Raw genomic sequence first — 17,500 nt, forward strand, 5'->3', positions numbered from 1 at the left:
AAATGGAAAAAAATCTATTTTGACAAGAAAAGGGGTAATGAATATGAAAAAAATGATAAGGTTTATGAGCATCGCTTTCATCTTGGTCATCTTTTTATCAGGATGTTCATCATCTGCAGGAACAGAAAGCGATTCCGCTCAAAAAAGCGGCGGCGATACGCTTACAATTGCATGGTACCCGAATGAATCCGGTGAAGATTTGAAAGCGGCACGTGACGAAATCGCTAAGTTGATTGAAGAAGCAACTGGAAAGAAAGTCGAGCATAAGACGACAACTGATTACATTATTGCCATTGAGGCGATTGCAAACGGAAATGCTGATTTAGCGTTTATGGGTGCACAGGGATACATAGAGGCTCATGACAAAAATGAAAAAGTGCTTCCTCTCGTCGTTCCGAGCGGTGAATCCGGCACACTTGATGATGCCATGTACTACAGCTGGCTTGCCGTAAATAAAGGGGATGAAGACGAGTACAAAAGCGGCTCCGGGTTTTCCATTGATAATATAGCTGGAAAGAAATTTTCATTTGTGTCTAACAGCTCCACATCAGGCTTTAAAGTTCCATCGACCGAAATCGTTTCGTACTTTAACAAAAAAGAAGAGTACAAAGATTTAACTGCTGAAGATTTATTAGAAGGCGGCGAGGGCAAGTTTTTCAGCGAAGTGCAATATGGAGGCTCTCATCAAGGGTCTGCGGTTAACTTACTGTCTGGAAAAGTAGATGTAGCAGCATTTTGCGACACATGTGTGAACAACTATATTGAATTAGTTGACGGTGAGCAAAATAAACCGGGAGCGGTATATAAAGTCAAAAATGATGCTGCTGAGCCGTTTCATACTGTGCCTGGAAAGGAATTTGTCTTAATTTCAGTCACACCGGTATTGAATGCTCCGTTTGTTGTCAATACGGAAACCGTATCTGAAGAAGATCGCAAAAAGCTTGTGGAAGCTTTTGTTTCTGATGAAGTAGCCAACAATACGAAGATTTTCGTGCCGGAGGATTCTGATTTTAGCGGTTTGTTTACGAAAAAAGCTAATGAGCGTTTCGTTGAAGTAGAGGATTCTTGGTTTGATCCGATCAGAGAATTGTCTAAATAAGGATTTGGTGAGGGATAAACGATGACAGCCATTTTAACATTAAATAACGTGTCAAAACGTTATGGAACCAATACAATGGCGCTTCAAGACATGAACTTTTCTGTAAAAGAAGGGGAATTCGTTTCGATTATTGGTCCATCGGGGGCGGGGAAATCAACCCTCCTCCGGTGCATTAACCGCATGATCGAAGCGTCTAGCGGTGAAATCATATTTGATGGTGTCGACATTTTAAAGCTTGGCAAAAAAAGCTTAAGAAAAGTAAGAGCAACCATTGGAATGGTCTTTCAACATTACAATCTTGTCACTAGATTAAGTGTCATTGAAAACGTGCTCCACGGAAGGCTTGGCTATAAGTCAACTTTGGCAGGAGCATTCGGCTTTTACAGCGAGGAGGAGAAAAGACAGGCAGTTCATATTCTCGGATTATTGGGGCTGGAGGATCAAGTGTATAAACGGTGTGATCAGCTAAGCGGAGGACAAAAACAGCGCGTCGGAATTGCCAGAGCCTTAATTCAAAATCCGAAAATGCTATTGTGTGATGAGCCGATTGCCTCCTTAGATCCAAACTCAGCCAAAATCATTATGGATCATTTAAAAAATATTTCTTCTACACTCGGAATTACTTGTATTGTCAACCTGCACCAAGTCGATGTCGCTTTGAAATACTCTGATCGAATTATCGGTATTAATAAAGGAAAGAAAGTGTACGATGGCTCGCCGAAACAAATAACAGAAGATATTGTTCGCAATATTTATGGGTCTGAAGTAAAGAATCTGATTCTTTAATGTAGGTGAAGATCATGCAAGCAGATATCTTTGTAAAAAGAAGAAGAAGCTTCTCCTTATTTTTTTTATTGTTAATTGTGTTAACGTATCTTTCTATGTTTATAACAGATTTTCAGCTTGTGAAAGGATTCACCTCTGTCGCAAAGGCAGTAGAGTGGGGAGTGACAAATTTTTTTCCTGATGCAAAAGCGATGGAAAAGCTTCCGGATATTTTAAGTAAATTACAAGAAACAGTTTTAATATCAGTCGCTTCCACGACAACTGCAGCTATTTTTGCTACTTTTTTCGCAATATGCGGTTCGAAGACGACGAAAGTGAATGGTTTATTAAGTGCAATAAGCAGAGGAATTGCAACTGTTTCTCGTAATATTCCGGTGGCTGCATGGGCATTGATTTTGCTCTTTTCTTTTGGACAAAGCTCCATTACCGGGTTTTTTGCTTTGTTCTTCGCATCCTTTGGTTTTTTAACGCGAGCATTCATAGAAACGATCGATGAAGTAAGCAATAGTTCCGTTGAAGCATTACGGGCGACCGGCGCCCAATTTTTTCCGATCATTTTCCAATCGGTCATTCCATCCAGCCTGCCCCAAATGATCAGTTGGGTATTATTTGAAATTGAAACGAATATTCGCAGCGCGACTTTAGTTGGAATTTTAACCGGTACTGGAATTGGTTTTTCTTTTGACTTGTATTATAAAAGCTCCAATTATAGTGCAGCGAGTTTGGTTGTCATGACTATCGTACTAACAGTATTTGTCATTGAATATCTTTCGAATTTGATAAGAAGGGTCATTTTATAACAACGATGAATGAAAACTTAAGGAAGAAAGGGTGATGATATGAATAATGAATGGTTGATGAAAACTGGAAGCACTCTGAAAGACAGCGGAAAATTAACGCATTCTTCGAAAATAAAAGTGAAACCGTTGACGAAGCAGGCAATTGCCATCCGGCTGACATTGACAGCATTATTCGTTATTACTGTTTATGGCTTTACCGTGTTTGATTATGGCGATACAAATTTCATGTCTGGATTAAAAGAAACGTTTGCGAATTTTAAAACAATGTTTTTCGAAGCAAGCTTTTCGCGTTTAACTATAACAGAAGCAATCTATCAAGTGTTGATAACTTTGGGGCTTGCTTTTTTGACGACAGTGTTCGGAGCTGTTATTGCACTTTTTCTAGGGCTGTTGGCAGCACAAAACTTATCAAATAAAGTTGTTTCCAATAGCATTAAAGCTTTTGTCGCATTTATTCGCGCCGTTCCTACTGTTTTGTGGGTGCTGATTTTCTCCGTTGCTGCTGGTCTGGGAAGTGTTGCAGCTGTTATTGGCATGACGTTTCACTCCATTGGCTATTTGATTAAAGCATATTCTGAATCATTCGAAGAGCTGGATGAAGGTGTGATCGAAGCATTAAAGGGCTGCGGGGCCAATTGGTGGCAAATTGTGTTTCAGACGGTAATCCCCTCGTCAATGACATATTTAATTTCTTGGACGTTTATGAGATTTGAGATTAACTTTTCCGTTGCCGTTGCGATGGGTGCTGCCGCAGGAGCAGGCGGGATCGGATTTGATTTGTTTATGGCGAGCGGATTTTATTTTGATTTAAGGGAAATTGGAATGATTACTTACTTCATTCTTGTTTTAGCGATCATTTTCGAATTTGTTTCGACAAGAATGAAGGTAAATTTGCGTGAAACTCATTAATTATTTTATAAAAACAGTGAAAGCAGGTGTTGACCGTAATGATTGATTTACATTGTCATTCAAATATATCAGATGGCTCAATGAGTCTATTTGAAGTAATTTCTCTTGCGAAAGAAAAAGGAATCACCCATTTGGCAATTACGGACCATGATACGACAAAAGGATTAAAGGAAGCGAAATATATAGGAGAGCAGCTCGGAGTAACCATTATTCCAGGGATCGAGATTTCGGCTTATGACTATAAAAGACAACGGAGAGCCCATATTTTAGGCTTTTTTGTGGAACCGCATCACGAAGCGATTGAAAACCTGTGCAGCCCGCTGTTAAAGATGAGACACCTAGCATCATATGAAATGACGAAAAGAATTATGAAAGCAGGTTTTAACATTTCATGGGAAGAAGTAGAACAATTCGCCAAAGACGGCACAGGGGTATACAAACAGCATATTATGCATGCTTTAATAAACAAAGGATACGCTGACAAAATCTATGGCGATCTATATGATAAGCTTTTTTCAAAAGGCGGGGAAGGAAAGCCGCAAGGATTAGCGCACATACCTATACAGTATGTCGATGTGGAAGATGCGATTGTTGCCATCCGCGAGGCGGGCGGTCTGCCGGTACTTGCCCATCCAAAACAATTCAACAATTTTGATGCAATCCCCGAGTGGGTTGAGATTGGCTTAGAAGGCATCGAAGCAGTTCACCCTTTGCATGGACCTAAGGACGAAGAACTTGTCAAATATTATGCGGACCAATTCGAGCTGATCGAAACAGGAGGATCTGATTTTCACGGCTTTTATGGAAATTTTGAACTAGGCAGCAAAGATGCCGGAATGGTTCGATATGAAAAACTTCTCGAACGCTATCAAAAGCTATGTGAAAGCAAGAAAACATTATCGTAAATGTAAGAAGCTCTCAACTTTCATTTTTTTTGGAGCCAAGTTAGGAATATAATTCGGGCATAAAACGCTTCTCTTTTCAATAATAATATGTTCCGTCATTAACAGTGGGAAACAGATGAATATTAAATTGATTCTTTATTTCGGCGATTATTTTAACAACAATTTACAGCCTTTTGCCTTCCGATTATTATCGTTTTGAACGGATAAAGGACTTACATATAAAAAAAGTCCTTTATTCAATTTCTTTTCTCCCTTTTCATTTTTCCTGCCAAATTGCAGCGTGCAAGAGCTCCCTCAGCAATGAGAACAATAACTGCGGCTTTTTTGACAATTTTTACTTTTTTGCCTATCATTAGGCTTTCGGCTTTTCGGTTTGGAAGATAGAATACAGAAACTGACAACTTATTAAACATTCCGTTTTGCGTTCATCCTTCAATTATGATTTTCTGTAAGGGCTTCAACAAAATTACTGGTAAAAGAATCTCATGTTAAAGAGAAGCTCTGTCAATCTATTCCCCCTCATCTTTCAGCGCTTGAAGCTACTTCAACGGCAAAAGGCAACCTGCTCCAGTTCACTTTTTGTAACTCTCTCATGTAATCGTCAAATCATCTCTGTAAAATGGACGCTTATTAAAAAAGCGCGAGCATTTCCCCTAAAATAAAATTTATCAGAATATGGGATTTTTTCTATTATTTATGATATATTCAATTTAGATAAAGAATGGGCTCGAAATGGTAAATTAAAAAAATCGAGTGATGGCGAAATAAGTTTTTGCCATCGCCCTAGATTTTAAATTCAGGGGGCAGTATGTTAAAATCTAATCTATTTTATTCGAATTTCAAGTTGAATTTTAGGCGCTATGTCAATAGATTTCTTTTTTTCTTTCCGTTTGGGGAAAATTTATTGAATCAAAAAATTTTACTAGTTTTATTTGTTTTCATTTTTGGAGTATACAATTTTATCCTATATCATTTAGTAGAACTGATCATTCCTTATTTTTCTCAAGCAGCTGTTTTGTTAGTCAATTTGCTAGTATTATGGAATTTAATCAACAATCTTCGTTCTTCTCACGATATTTTGCAAAGGTTTGTTTATCCGGAAGATTTTCTCTTACTATACTCCGTTAAAACAGATCCAAAAGATATATTATTGGTAAGATTTTTTACGCAAATCATTTTCAAGTCACTGTTTTCGACTCTTTTCTTTTTATATCCAATCCTGTTCTACGTTTTAAATTTTGCAGAAGAATCAATAACTTCTAGGCTATTGTTATTTGTATCTTTTCCATTTTATGTTCTTTTTTTAATTGGGGTCATCAGTTTTTATTCTTCAGGATTATACATAATATATTCAAAGTTTTTGCATGTTGTTTTTCAGTCAGCTGTGAAAAGTGTACTTTCTTTCGTTTTTGTTATGCTTTTATCATTTCTGTCTACGATTGTATTTGGCTGGTTAGGCTTCAGCTACTTTTATGAGGAAAACTTTATAGAATCAATCATTCATTCTATTTCTAGATTCAATCTTGATGTGATTTTGACTGGTTATGTGCTGCCTACTAATTGGTTATTTAATACACTAATGGAAGTAGATTACTTTATCTATTATCAACCATTGTTGTTAATTATTGGAATCATTCTAATTTATATTTCGTTTCTTATTGTAAATAAATATTTAGACGTAAAAGATATGTCGCAGCTTTCCAATGAAAAAACAAATGTCAAAATAATAAAAAACAGATCTTTTCATAACTTTATTGATAGAAAACTAAAAAAGCTTTTATCAAGGAAAGTTTTGGCGGTTATGAAAAAAGATTTCATCGCTTTCACTCGAGCGAATTTTTTAATAAAAAAGAGGTTTTATTTATCTATCTATATGCTGGCTTCCGAAATCGGAATATTGTTCGGGTTAGGAATGATGCAAAATTGGTTTGAATTCCCGGCTCTTTTCGTAATATATCCGATCATCTTTGCAGTTTCGTTAAATGTCTCGTTTTTAGGAGACGGATTATTAGGGATTACATCAGCTGATGCTGAAAGGGAGAACTTGCTTTTATATAAAGGGTCAGGCTCTTCTTTGAACCAGTTAGTCGTAAGCAAGGCGATTTTACATGTTATTCCTATTTTGATTGTCATGAACGTTTTATTTATATGTGTTGTCTCGTTATTTCATCTGAAACTAAGTACTGTCATTATGATATTTGTCCTTGTAAATACTACCGCTATTATCATCAGCAGTGCTCAAATTATTGGAACGTTTTTGTATCCGCGTCTGGATTGGGAACATATTGAAGATGTTGGCTCTTCCGTTAAAGCTTCTGTTTTTGAACACACGATTCTTGGAATTGTTTTAATATTAAATTTAGAAATATATGGACTGTTAGGGGTTCTTTACTGGAAAAACTACATCAGCAGCATTCTTTTTAATGTGTTGGCAATCTTAGGTTCTTCCTTGCTATTCATAAGCTTTTTTATATTCTTTTACTTTTGGATTAAACGAGTCGGTACTTCTCATTGGGAGATGAGCAGATGATTATTAAAAATGTTTCAAAAAGGTATAAGGAGTATGATGTATTAAAATCAATTAATATTACATTAAAAAGAGGAGAAATATATGGATTATTAGGGCCAAACGGTGCTGGGAAGTCCACTTTGCTTAAATGTATAATCGGATTGGTCACTCCAGACTCTGGAAAAATATTTATTGACGGTAAGACAATTGATGATGATCGATCCGAATTTTTACAATACATAGGTTATGTGCCGGACACACCTTTTATTTATAATTATCTTACTCCAAAGGAATATTTAGATTTTATAGCTGATCTGCAGCAAGTACCCGATTCGCAAAAAACTGACCGTATTCAAATGTTGTTAAAAAATTTTTCACTAAAAGATAAGGAAAATGAAATGATTTCAACTCTTTCCTTTGGTATGAAGCATAAGCTGTCTGTTGCCGGTGCTATCATTCATGAACCGGATGTGCTTTTACTAGATGAGCCGCTAAGCTCATTTGATCCTCCGACAACAATGTTTATGAAAAAGTTTTTAAGGGAATACGCAGATAGTGGAAAAATTATTTTCATGTCTACTCATTTAGTGCATGTTGCTCAAAATCTATGCGATCGTGTAGGAGTTTTAATCAATGGGGAAATATTAAAGGAATACACGAACATGAAAAACATAATAAATTTCGAAAATATGATTATTAACGATATGGAAGAGATTGGTTAAATGAAAAACGTTCTACTGCGAAATAAGCGGGTTTTATCAGTAGCGTTTATAATATACGTGATTGGAATTATCATGGGTACTTTTTTTAGCAATATCTTACCTGTAGAAAGACAGGAACCAAATGTTGGGCGTACTATATTTGATTATTTTATACATAACGTACTTGCGGATGTTTTCATAAGCTTTACTATATTTACGTTTGGAATTTTTACTGCTGCTTTATTACTAGTCAATGGTTTTTTAGTTGGTGTATCTATCATGCACAGTCTTCAACATGGGAACGATCTAATTTATATTGTAACAGCCCTAGTTCCACATGGTATATTTGAGATTCCTGCTATGATTATTGCGGGTTCTATTGGGTTTAAACTGATTGATGCGGTCATTGCCAAAATTAGGGGAGAATCAAATTCCGTTTTTTTAAAGGACATCTTTACATTCTTTTTTCTAATGATCATTTTGACATTTATCGCTGCCGTTGTAGAGGCTAAGATCACTCCATATTTAATGGCCCAACTTTCATGAGGAGGTGTAAAGCATATGCTATGGGAAAAACTAAACTTAGAAAAATTACTGAATGATTCGAATAATGGGTCAGATGATGAAGAAAATGAAAAAAGCACATGGTTTATACCCGTTTTTTACGTTTCCATATTATTAGCTTTATGTATAGCATTTATTGAGATAAAACTCATTTTAATCACTCTGTTTGCTCCTGCCATTATCGTCATAATGTGGAAGCCGCCGTTTAAAAATAAAAAAAGGCTCTTCCGAATTATATCATTCATATATCTTTTATTTCTAACTATTGTTACGATATGGTGGTTCCAAGGTTGAATTTACGAAAGTTTGTAAAGATTGTATCTTATGATGCTCACAAATTTTCATTTCATCTAATATATTGAAGTCTAATTCGTGATTTTGATAGAAATATACATTTCTGACAGATTTCGCCGCAGCCATAATGTAAAAGACAATAAAAGCTGCTCGAAGCACAAACAGGGGCTGTCCAGCAAGTCAAAATCCACTGAAAACGAAACATCATAAGGGGCTTGTCTAAAAAGTCCATAAAAACAGAGCGAATGGAGAAAACAATGAGTTTTTCCATTCGCTCTGTTTCCTTATTTTTGAAATTGGTTTGGGAATTTGCGGCCCATTTCAGTATGTTGTGGGCCATTGCCACAATCCCGAATTCTGTTCGGACTTTATGAAGCCCCCGTAACAGAAATCGAGTGAAACGCAAATTGCCCTTGATGTTACCGAACACACTTTCGACATCCACTTTACGCTTCGCATAAAGAGCTGCCTTTTGTTCGTCACCAAGAGCTGCTTTGGCTTTCGCTTTCATTTCTTCATAAATCGTGTTCCAATATACTCGACGATTTCCTTTGGCTTTCGTACACCCATTCTTCAACGGGCAATCCGTACAATCTTCACACTCGTACACTTTCAAATCTTGTATGTATCCAGATGCATTTTTTCTTTTTTGATAATACTTGAATACGACTTTCCGATTGTTCGGACAGATAAACTCAAGTTTGACAGAGTACACTAAAGAAAAGCCCGAAAATACTGGTGTTTTGGACTTTACCCACAACACGTACCACTACACTTGTTAGTGGCACGTGTTTTTTTCTAATACTCTAGGAGGCGCTTGTGTGACAAGTGCTTCAAATGCTAGATTTGCTTGACCTTGTAATTCTGTACGAACGATTTGCTCTTCACCATTCACGCGTATTTTCGAGGCCTTCATCTGGCTTACATCATGCAAAATATCCTTTACACTTGTTTGGCATCCTATTTCTTTTAGCTTATAGGCCAAAAAGGATTCCATGACAAGCGCAAGGAAACAAACCATGATATGGCCTCGAATACGAGATTCCACTCGATGGTACATCGGGCGAAGTTCTAGATTCGACTTCAGGTTACGAAAGGCTTGTTCCACTCTCCACAACTCTTTATAGGCAAGTGCTGCCTCTTCATCCGTTAATGACGAGTTGGTCCGAATGGCGTACTTTCCGTCAAACTTTTCGTCATTGGATACCTTCTCTTCATCAATTTTGGCCGATGCTTTTTCTATCGTTAAAAACTTGGAATACGCACGGTTTTTGACGAGTCCAGATGGACCGAGTTCATCAAGCTTCGATTGAAGGTTTTCTAACACGACTTGACGACTCGCTCGATCACGTTCTTCAGCGTCCGGATTGTAACAGAGTACATACGTTTCGCCATCGATTTTCTTTGACTTCACTTTTAGATTCGGGAGAACCTTCTTATATGGCCCACGGATGGATAATAGCTCTTGGGCTTTCTTCGACTTTCGTAATTTGACACCCACAATATATTCCATGCCCAGTTCACGAATTTGATCTAAGTTGGCTTCACTAACCATTCCGCGGTCTCCCACTAGAATGACTTTCTGAATAGGATAGCGCTTCTTCAGATCTCCAACCACCATGCCAAATGTCTTCGTATCATGCATGTTTCCAGGGAAGACTTGATGCCCAATCGGAATCCCTGTTTTGGTCATTAATAAGCCAATCACGACTTGTTTTCGATCTCCACGATGATCTTTGGAGTAACCATAGTGAGCCAGCAGTTCGTCTGCTTCCTCTCCTTCGAAATAGGTGCTTGTCGTGTCGTAAAACACGATATCTACTTCTAATGAGGTTAAATCGGTTAAATGTCCATAAAGTTGTTCCTCAATTTTTTCTTTTTGTTCACTTAAGAAGTCTAATGCACGATAGTAGTGATGGAGTTGAATGTCTGAAAGACCTTCTGCATAAATCGTGTCGATCCATTGTTTGAAGATATAATGCTTACTATTGGGATCCATGAGACGGTTTAACACCATAGCAAAAATGGCTTCGTCATACCGAGAAGCAGCCTCGGAATCATCCATGATTTTACGTAATAGCCGACCAAGCCCTAACTTTTCCCATACCTTTCGGAACAGATAAACCGGCCCAAACTCTTTTGTCCAAAGCACGGAGACAGAAGAGGAAGAGCCTTGCCCGTGAATTCGGTCAAAGTAACGCTCTGAAAATTTGGCTAATCCCTCGATTATGTTATCGACAGAGCCATTCTCTAATAAATGTTCTAACCTCCCTAGATTACAAAGCGTTTGTTGCCGAACTTTATTGTCTACACGAAATGTACGACATATTTGTAGATATTGACGAACAGAACCATTTTTATTTTTTTGCTTATTAATTCGAATATACATAGCACTAATAGTATAACATATATTACATATTATTGGATATACAAAAGTTATCCACATAACACTACATAATGATTATATTTTCGATAAAAAAAGTGGATAACTATTGGTATAATCACCTTTAGTTATCCACATGTAGTGAAATGGTGTCAAACTTGAGATAAAGCAATCGTCTTCTTCGATGTATTTCCAGTTTTGTACTTTTGATAAATCCTTTTTAAACTTTTTACTTTGTTCCTTCAAATAGGTTTGGTATGGGGCTAATAATTCAAAACGAGGTTCTTTTTCTTCGCCAATCGCATATAAATAGTTTTCTTCACTCGCATATCCTGCATCGGCAATGACATACTTGAGTTTCTTTTCCTTCGGCATCGATTCCAATAACTTTTCCATAAATGGTTGGAAACAGCGAGTATCTCCTGGATTTTGATAAATTTCAAATCCCACGATAAATTGATGTTGTGTGGCGAGTTGAACATTATAACCCGCCTTGAGTTGGCCGTTTTTCATATGGTCCTCTTTCATTCGCATAAAAGTGGCCTCATGGTCGGTTTTCGAGTAGCTATTTCGTTCACCTAGAATCTGTTTTTGTACTTTGTATTTTCGTAATCGTGGAAGATAATCCGTTTGAATCGTTTTCAGTTGTTTGGTGAGTTGGGATTTTTTAGAGCGAAGTTCTTTTTTTCTTTCTTTGTCTTCTTCCTGTTTATAATCTTTTTCCAAAGCTTCTATTCTCTCAGAAAGTTGTGCCGATGATTTTTCTAATTCTTCTTCTAATTGTTCTTCTTTTAATTCCTCCAAGGCGATTTGGTGCGCTTCTTGTAGAAACGATTGAATTTTGGCTCGTAGTTTCTGATCATATTTTTCTACGGATTTTCGCCATACAAACGTATATTTGTTGGCATTCGCTTCTATTTTCGTACCATCCACAAAAATATGGTCGAGGTCGATAAGTCCTTGTTCTACTAGTTGAAGGACAAATTGTTCAAATACAGAATCCATCATGTTTGACATACGAACACTACGAAAATCATTTATTGTGCGATGGTCAGGGGTTTGCAATCCCGCCAACCACATCATCGGAAGATTTTCTTTCACCATTTGCGCTATTTTCCGACTTGAATAAACATTTTGAGTGTACGCATATAAAATCACTTTCAATAACATTTTAGGGTGATAGGGTGCACGACCCCCACCAACATAATGAGTATACAACACTTCATCCGGAATCGATTCCACCATTTCATCCACTAAACGGGCGACATGATTTTCAGGAATATACATTTCGATATCTAAAATGCTCATGACTTGACGATTGCAATAAGGTTGGAAAACTAGTTTTTTGCGTTTCTTATTCTTTTGAACCTCTATTTTTTGAATACCCTCTAGAGTCATTTCTAATTGCGTGTTATAATTTTCTTGAATAGTCATTTGATTATTCATAAGAAATCGTCCTTTCTGTAGAATGTTTTTTGGTCAATTTCATTCTATAAAAAAGGACGATTTTTTTGTACCCTAAAAACAGAAAAAAGGGCTGAGCCCAAGGTCGATTCAATCGACTTTTCGGACAGCCCCTTTCTAAAACATTAAAGGGGCGTCTATAAGCCGGAAAATCGACTTATTAGAAAGCCCCTTAAAAATTTGTTTCAGTTTGCTGGATAGGCAAAAAGATTGGCCCGGAAAATCTCCGATAGTCAATGATTGATATTGATAAATGCAGTACAATAAAGGATTCTTAAAGAAAGCGCTATCGAATATATTTCTAACAAACTCTTAAGCTATGGCGTCCGCCGCTGAAGTGTATGTTAGAAAGAAAATACTTTATATGATCATCCATCCGCACTTTGTGACATTATACGGAGTAAGCGGGGGAGTCATCTGTATAGTCTCCATTCCCTAGATCAAGTCGTAATCTGACCGAACCGTTTCAACGTACTATAGACTGCTGACTCGAATTCGAGGAAGCCTAAGTATGAACCCACATCTTGGAACGGAAATATTTGCGTAGCCCAATATCCGCCAATCCCGTTTTTGTGATCAATCCAGTAAAACAGGTTAGCCAATCCCGACCACATCAATTGGCCTGCTGGACGACCTGTAGGGGTAGGTTCATCGTTTACCTGGAATGTATAAGACCACGACTTTTGTACGCCGGGGTAGAACTCTCCGTCATTAGCCAGCGTTGGATCGGACGAAATCCATCCGCCGCTCTTCAATTCCCCAAGTCCGTTTTGAGACATTTGCGCGACTGTTTCTGGTTTGAGTACACCCGCACCGTCATTCAGAATCATTCGGATAAACTTCGTGTATTCGCCAATGCTCGCATACAAACCATGTCCTCCCATATCCATTTCTGGAGATTGCGGGAGAATAAGCTCAGGTTTTGGTGTGAGTTGACCATCCTGACTGCGGCTGTGGATGGTTGCGCGGCGTTCCATCATCGACGGTGATAACGTGAAACCGATGTCGGACATGCCGAGTGGGGCAAAAATACGCTCTGCCATCACTTCGCCCAGTCGTTTACCGGATACGGCTTCAACAACTTTACCAACCCAGTCGATGTTGACGCCATAGTTCCAGCGTTCACCTGGCTCGAATAGAAGCACGCTCTTTACAGAGTCAAATGTACTAGTGAGAATGGAAGGTACTCCCTTTGCTTCACGGTATTTTCGATCTTCATGACTGAAGAACTCGTAGCCGAAGCCGGCAGTGTGAAGCATCAACATGTTGATCGTAACGTCGGTTTTTGCTTCCCTTAGTTTTGGCTGCCCGTCTTTGTCAAACCCTTCGAGAACTGGAATCTCGGCAATCTCAGGTACATACTTCTTGACCGGATCGTCGAGACTGACTTTTCCTTCCTCGACCAATTTCATCAATGCCGTACCGGTGATGGCCTTCGTGGTCGAAAAAAGAGCGAACACTGTATCGGTGGTCATCGGTGTTTTCTTTCCAAGATCGCGTACACCGGCTGCCCCCTCATAGATGTTTCCCTCCCGGTCAGTTACCATTGCAACTACACCAGGGGCTCCTCCAGCCCTGCCTACAGCGGTATCCAACACCTTGTCAAGAGTTTCCTTGAGAGCATCCTTTACTGCTTGTCTTGTCATATCTTTACCCTCTTTAAGCGCTTACAATTTTAATTATTTAAAAAATTTTCTGTATTTTCAAAACAAACTATATCACGCTCAAACAGAGCCTGTCAAATTTTATTGTGTTGAGCGCTTTTTCATTGTCTTTTTTGAAGCTGTATCAGCAGCGAATTCAGCATTGAAGGCTAAGTTCAAGTACTACAACCGAAAAGGCAGAGAATTTTTAGATTCCACTGTCGGCAAGGATTTTCGCATTGAACGAAATGTCCTTTAGCGTCCTCAAAAGGGGCATATAAAATATTTTGCGATTATTTCCGGGATCAATCTCATTTGGAAAAATAAACTGAATTTTTTCATCTGTGTGGGAAACTGCTAGTAAACTCGGAAAATATCACGTCCGCAATGATTTATATAATATGATAACACATGTGATATCTAAACAAAAAAGAGTGTATTTAGCAAAGAATATGAATAAATCGTAAAAAATTTACAAACAATTTACATTCTAAGTTGGGAATGATGCATAATTGCGATTTGAAGCCGCTTTTTCATTTCTTATTTTTATTTTTTCATTTACAGAATGTTTACAAAAGTTCAAACCGCCTTTAAGTGTTCCTTAACAAATCTTTTCTAAACTTAAGATAGATGAAAAGGAAGTGGATATACATATTCCAATTGCTTGTCAGAATCAATTGTTGATTCAGGAGGAAGTGATTTTCATGGACTTAACTCACGAAATCTTTCTCTAATCGGCAATGTAAAAATGAATCTCTCCATTTCATTAAAAAATAAGAAAGGAGGAAATCAGTTCGATGAATATACGCTTTGCTTCTACACTTGCATGGGCATTTCCGGTTGAGGAAGTGATTAGGCTGGCAAAGGAGTTAAAATTTGTCGGTGTTGAGGTTTGGGCAGAGCATGTGTGGAAATATGAAAGCATGCCTAAACGAATCCGGCAGGTCAAAGAAGAAACAAACATGCAGCTGACGATGCACGCAGCAAGCTGGGATTTAAACTTAAGCTCTCTAAATAATGGCATTCGCAAGCAGTCCGTTCATGAAATTATTCGATCTATTGAGCTGGCTTCACAAATTGGGGCTGATAATATTACATTTCATCCAGGAAAGCTGACTCTTGCGGATTCAGACGTTTCTATCCATGAAGAGCTTTTGTTCGAATCAATGGAAGAACTTGATCGAAAAGCTAGACAAGAAGGACTCACGTTATCGTTAGAAATGATGGAATGGAAGGCGAAAGAGTTTATTATTAAACCAGCCGCCGTAAAAAAAATGATTGTACCTTTTTTCTCGCAAATTCAAACGACATTTGATGTCGCCCACATTCCATTACACGCAGACATTTTTTCTATCTGGAATGAAATGCCGGAGGTAAACAAAATTCATATTAGTGATGCAACAAAAGAAATTCTTCATTTACCGTTAGGTGACGGTGATATCGGAGAAGAAATATTAAACAAATTTTTAACTATCGAGAATATTCCAGTAATTATTGAAGGGTTTGATGCTTCAAAAGATTTGATGGTGTTAAAGAAAAATGTACTGTATGCAAAACGGAACGGAAATCGATTGAAGGAGGTCGTCCGTTGAGAATTTTAGTTACAAACGATGACGGAATTTTTGCGCCAGGAGTCGAAGCACTTGTAGAAGTTCTTCAGCATTTTGGTGAAGTTTATGTCGTTTGTCCCGACCAAGAACGAAGCGCAGTCGGCCATTCCATTACTCTCAGAACACCATTAAAAGTGAAACCTGTGGAAATATTCTCTGGAACGAAAGGGGCATGGGCCGTAAACGGTACTCCGGCCGATTGCGTCAAACTTGGGATGGAAGTACTGTTAAAGACTCCGCCTGATATTTTGTTTTCAGGTATTAATCTTGGTCCGAATTTAGGAAGGGATTTATATTACTCTGGTACATTGGCAGGTGCGGTTGAGGCTTCTCTTTACAACGTTCCAGCCGTATCAGTATCGTTGAACGAATTTGATGAAGCGAAGGTAAATTATTTAAAAACAAAACAGCTTTTGTATAAAGCGGTTGAAATTATTTTACAAAACCGAATTCCTAAAGGAGTTTTTTTAAACATCAATTTACCGAATATTCCGATTTATCTTTGTAAAGGTGTTGAGGTAGTTCCTTTAGATTTGACAGTTTCCCGTTATCGATACGTAGGGCTAAACGATCCGCACGGTCAAGTATATTTTTGGTTAAAGGATGAATTAAACCAATTAGTAAACCTCAACGAAAACAGTGATTATTTAAAGCTAAAGGAAGGTTATATTACCGTTTCACCTGTGGAGTTTCCCGTTCATCACAAACGGAAAATGGAACAGATTGAACGCTGGTTTCGAAAATGCTCTTTAAATTTCTTAAAAGAGGGTAAGGAGGAACATTCCAATGCGTAAATGGTTGTCCGCTTTCACTATATTCACATTACTTTTTGTATTAGCTGCCTGTGGCAGCAGCAATAATGCCTCATCAAGCAATGATGTAGAAACGCAGTCAGAACAAAAGAAGGAAGTCTCAGGGGAACTTAATTTCTATACTTCACAGCCTGATGAAGATGCTCAAAGATTAGTGACAGCTTTTAATGAAAAATATCCTGATGTAAAAGTCAATACTTTCCGGTCAGGAACGGAAGAAGTGATTGCAAAATTACAAGCTGAAAAAGAAGCTGGAAACATTCAAGCAGATGTTTTGCTTGTTGCAGACGCTGTAACGTTTGAAAGTTTAAAAAATGACGATCTTTTACTTTCTTACAAATCAAAAGAAGCAGAACAAATTCCGGGTCAGTTTATTGACAGCGACGGCATGTACACAGGCACAAAAGTGATGGCAACTGTTCTTGCAGTGAACACAAATAGTGTGCAAAACATACCTGATAGCTGGAATTTATTGACGGAAAGCGACGCAAAAGGAAAAGCGATTATGCCAAGCCCGTTTTATTCAGGAGCAGCTGCATACAATCTTGGAGTGTTTACAAGACAAAACGATTTAGGATGGGAGTTCTTCAAGCGTTTAAAAGAAAACGGAATGGCTGTTACGAAAGGGAATGGCGGTGTGTTAAAATCGGTTGCTTCAGGGGAAAAGCCATACGGAATCGTTGTTGATTATCTCGCTGCGCGTGCCAAAAAAGAAGGTTCACCTGTAGAATTCATCTATCCGAAAGAAGGCGTTCCTGTCATTACTGAACCGATCGGTATTATGAAGGATACAAAAAATGAAGAAGCAGCTAAAGCTTTCGTAGATTTCGTTTTATCAGAAGAAGGACAAAAATTAGCAGCTGAACTTGGATATACACCGATTCGCCAAGACGTTAATGCTCCAGAGGGATTAAAAACGATTGATGAGTTGAACGTACTGAATGCAGACATATCTGAGCTTTATCAATCTCGTGAAGAAGATAAAGCAAAATTTGGTGAAATATTTGGTCAACAATAATTA

The 17,500-nt window shown here is 37.9% G+C and carries 17 protein-coding genes; 12 read left to right on the forward strand and 5 right to left on the reverse strand.

Annotated elements, in window-relative coordinates:
• Positions 1-43: 43 nt before the first annotated feature.
• The 5 genes from phnD to NST97_RS15425 are packed head-to-tail and all read left to right on the forward strand — an operon-like array spanning position 44 to position 4,499.
• Positions 44-1,099, forward strand: coding sequence for a phosphate/phosphite/phosphonate ABC transporter substrate-binding protein (phnD, locus tag NST97_RS15405; protein ID WP_341343411.1), 1,056 nt, complete (start codon positions 44-46; stop codon positions 1,097-1,099).
• A gap of 21 nt (positions 1,100-1,120) precedes the next feature.
• Positions 1,121-1,885, forward strand: coding sequence for a phosphonate ABC transporter ATP-binding protein (phnC, locus tag NST97_RS15410; RefSeq protein ID WP_327863418.1), 765 nt, complete (start codon positions 1,121-1,123; stop codon positions 1,883-1,885).
• 14 nt (positions 1,886-1,899) lie between these two features.
• The gene (locus NST97_RS15415) at positions 1,900-2,685 is read left to right on the forward strand and encodes a PhnE/PtxC family ABC transporter permease (protein WP_341343412.1); all 786 of its coding nucleotides are present in this window, start codon (positions 1,900-1,902) and stop codon (positions 2,683-2,685) included.
• 57 nt (positions 2,686-2,742) lie between these two features.
• Complete coding sequence (locus tag NST97_RS15420) at positions 2,743-3,594, forward strand: PhnE/PtxC family ABC transporter permease (protein ID WP_341343564.1); 852 nt, start codon at positions 2,743-2,745, stop codon at positions 3,592-3,594.
• A 38-nt stretch (positions 3,595-3,632) separates the two neighbouring features.
• Positions 3,633-4,499, forward strand: a complete 867-nt coding sequence (locus NST97_RS15425) for a PHP domain-containing protein (protein WP_339198586.1) — start codon at positions 3,633-3,635, stop codon at positions 4,497-4,499.
• Positions 4,500-4,735: 236 nt separating this feature from the next.
• Here the strand turns inward: NST97_RS15425 and NST97_RS15430 are convergent, their stop codons facing one another.
• On the reverse strand, positions 4,736-4,912 hold the full coding sequence (locus tag NST97_RS15430) for a hypothetical protein (protein WP_339198589.1): 177 nt from the start codon (positions 4,910-4,912) through the stop codon (positions 4,736-4,738).
• 491 nt (positions 4,913-5,403) lie between these two features.
• Here NST97_RS15430 and NST97_RS15435 point away from each other — a divergent pair, with 491 nt between their 5' ends.
• The 4 genes from NST97_RS15435 to NST97_RS15450 are packed head-to-tail and all read left to right on the forward strand — an operon-like array spanning position 5,404 to position 8,567.
• The gene (locus NST97_RS15435) at positions 5,404-7,029 is read left to right on the forward strand and encodes a hypothetical protein (RefSeq protein ID WP_341343413.1); all 1,626 of its coding nucleotides are present in this window, start codon (positions 5,404-5,406) and stop codon (positions 7,027-7,029) included.
• The gene (locus NST97_RS15440; RefSeq protein WP_094245049.1) at positions 7,026-7,730 is read left to right on the forward strand and encodes an ABC transporter ATP-binding protein; all 705 of its coding nucleotides are present in this window, start codon (positions 7,026-7,028) and stop codon (positions 7,728-7,730) included. The genes NST97_RS15435 and NST97_RS15440 overlap by 4 nt, the downstream gene beginning before the upstream one ends.
• Positions 7,731-8,255 (forward strand): stage II sporulation protein M, encoded by a 525-nt coding sequence (locus NST97_RS15445; RefSeq protein ID WP_117017242.1) that lies wholly within the window; start codon positions 7,731-7,733, stop codon positions 8,253-8,255.
• 15 nt (positions 8,256-8,270) lie between these two features.
• Complete coding sequence (locus NST97_RS15450; protein WP_063387903.1) at positions 8,271-8,567, forward strand: hypothetical protein; 297 nt, start codon at positions 8,271-8,273, stop codon at positions 8,565-8,567.
• A 52-nt stretch (positions 8,568-8,619) separates the two neighbouring features.
• Here the strand turns inward: NST97_RS15450 and NST97_RS15455 are convergent, their stop codons facing one another.
• From NST97_RS15455 to NST97_RS15470, 4 genes are all read right to left on the reverse strand, one after another.
• Positions 8,620-9,330: a transposase gene (locus NST97_RS15455; protein WP_341343414.1), complete on the reverse strand. Its 711-nt coding sequence runs from the start codon at positions 9,328-9,330 to the stop codon at positions 8,620-8,622.
• 15 nt (positions 9,331-9,345) lie between these two features.
• Positions 9,346-10,956 (reverse strand): IS1634 family transposase, encoded by a 1,611-nt coding sequence (locus tag NST97_RS15460; protein ID WP_157727865.1) that lies wholly within the window; start codon positions 10,954-10,956, stop codon positions 9,346-9,348.
• A 72-nt stretch (positions 10,957-11,028) separates the two neighbouring features.
• The gene (locus NST97_RS15465) at positions 11,029-12,396 is read right to left on the reverse strand and encodes an IS1182 family transposase (protein ID WP_341343415.1); all 1,368 of its coding nucleotides are present in this window, start codon (positions 12,394-12,396) and stop codon (positions 11,029-11,031) included.
• Between the two features lie 458 nt (positions 12,397-12,854).
• Positions 12,855-14,060 (reverse strand): serine hydrolase domain-containing protein, encoded by a 1,206-nt coding sequence (locus tag NST97_RS15470; RefSeq protein ID WP_341343416.1) that lies wholly within the window; start codon positions 14,058-14,060, stop codon positions 12,855-12,857.
• A gap of 794 nt (positions 14,061-14,854) precedes the next feature.
• Between NST97_RS15470 and NST97_RS15475 the strand changes: the two genes are divergently transcribed.
• The 3 genes from NST97_RS15475 to NST97_RS15485 are packed head-to-tail and all read left to right on the forward strand — an operon-like array spanning position 14,855 to position 17,497.
• On the forward strand, positions 14,855-15,649 hold the full coding sequence (locus NST97_RS15475) for a sugar phosphate isomerase/epimerase family protein (protein ID WP_341343417.1): 795 nt from the start codon (positions 14,855-14,857) through the stop codon (positions 15,647-15,649).
• Complete coding sequence (surE, locus tag NST97_RS15480) at positions 15,646-16,461, forward strand: 5'/3'-nucleotidase SurE (RefSeq protein WP_066248180.1); 816 nt, start codon at positions 15,646-15,648, stop codon at positions 16,459-16,461. Before NST97_RS15475 ends, surE begins: the two co-directional genes overlap by 4 nt.
• Positions 16,454-17,497: an ABC transporter substrate-binding protein gene (locus NST97_RS15485; protein ID WP_341343418.1), complete on the forward strand. Its 1,044-nt coding sequence runs from the start codon at positions 16,454-16,456 to the stop codon at positions 17,495-17,497. The genes surE and NST97_RS15485 overlap by 8 nt, the downstream gene beginning before the upstream one ends.
• Positions 17,498-17,500: the final 3 nt, after the last annotated feature.

Origin of the sequence: Aeribacillus sp. FSL K6-1305, from assembly GCF_038050115.1 — a bacterium.
In the GTDB taxonomy this organism is placed as follows: domain Bacteria; phylum Bacillota; class Bacilli; order Bacillales; family Aeribacillaceae; genus Aeribacillus; species Aeribacillus composti.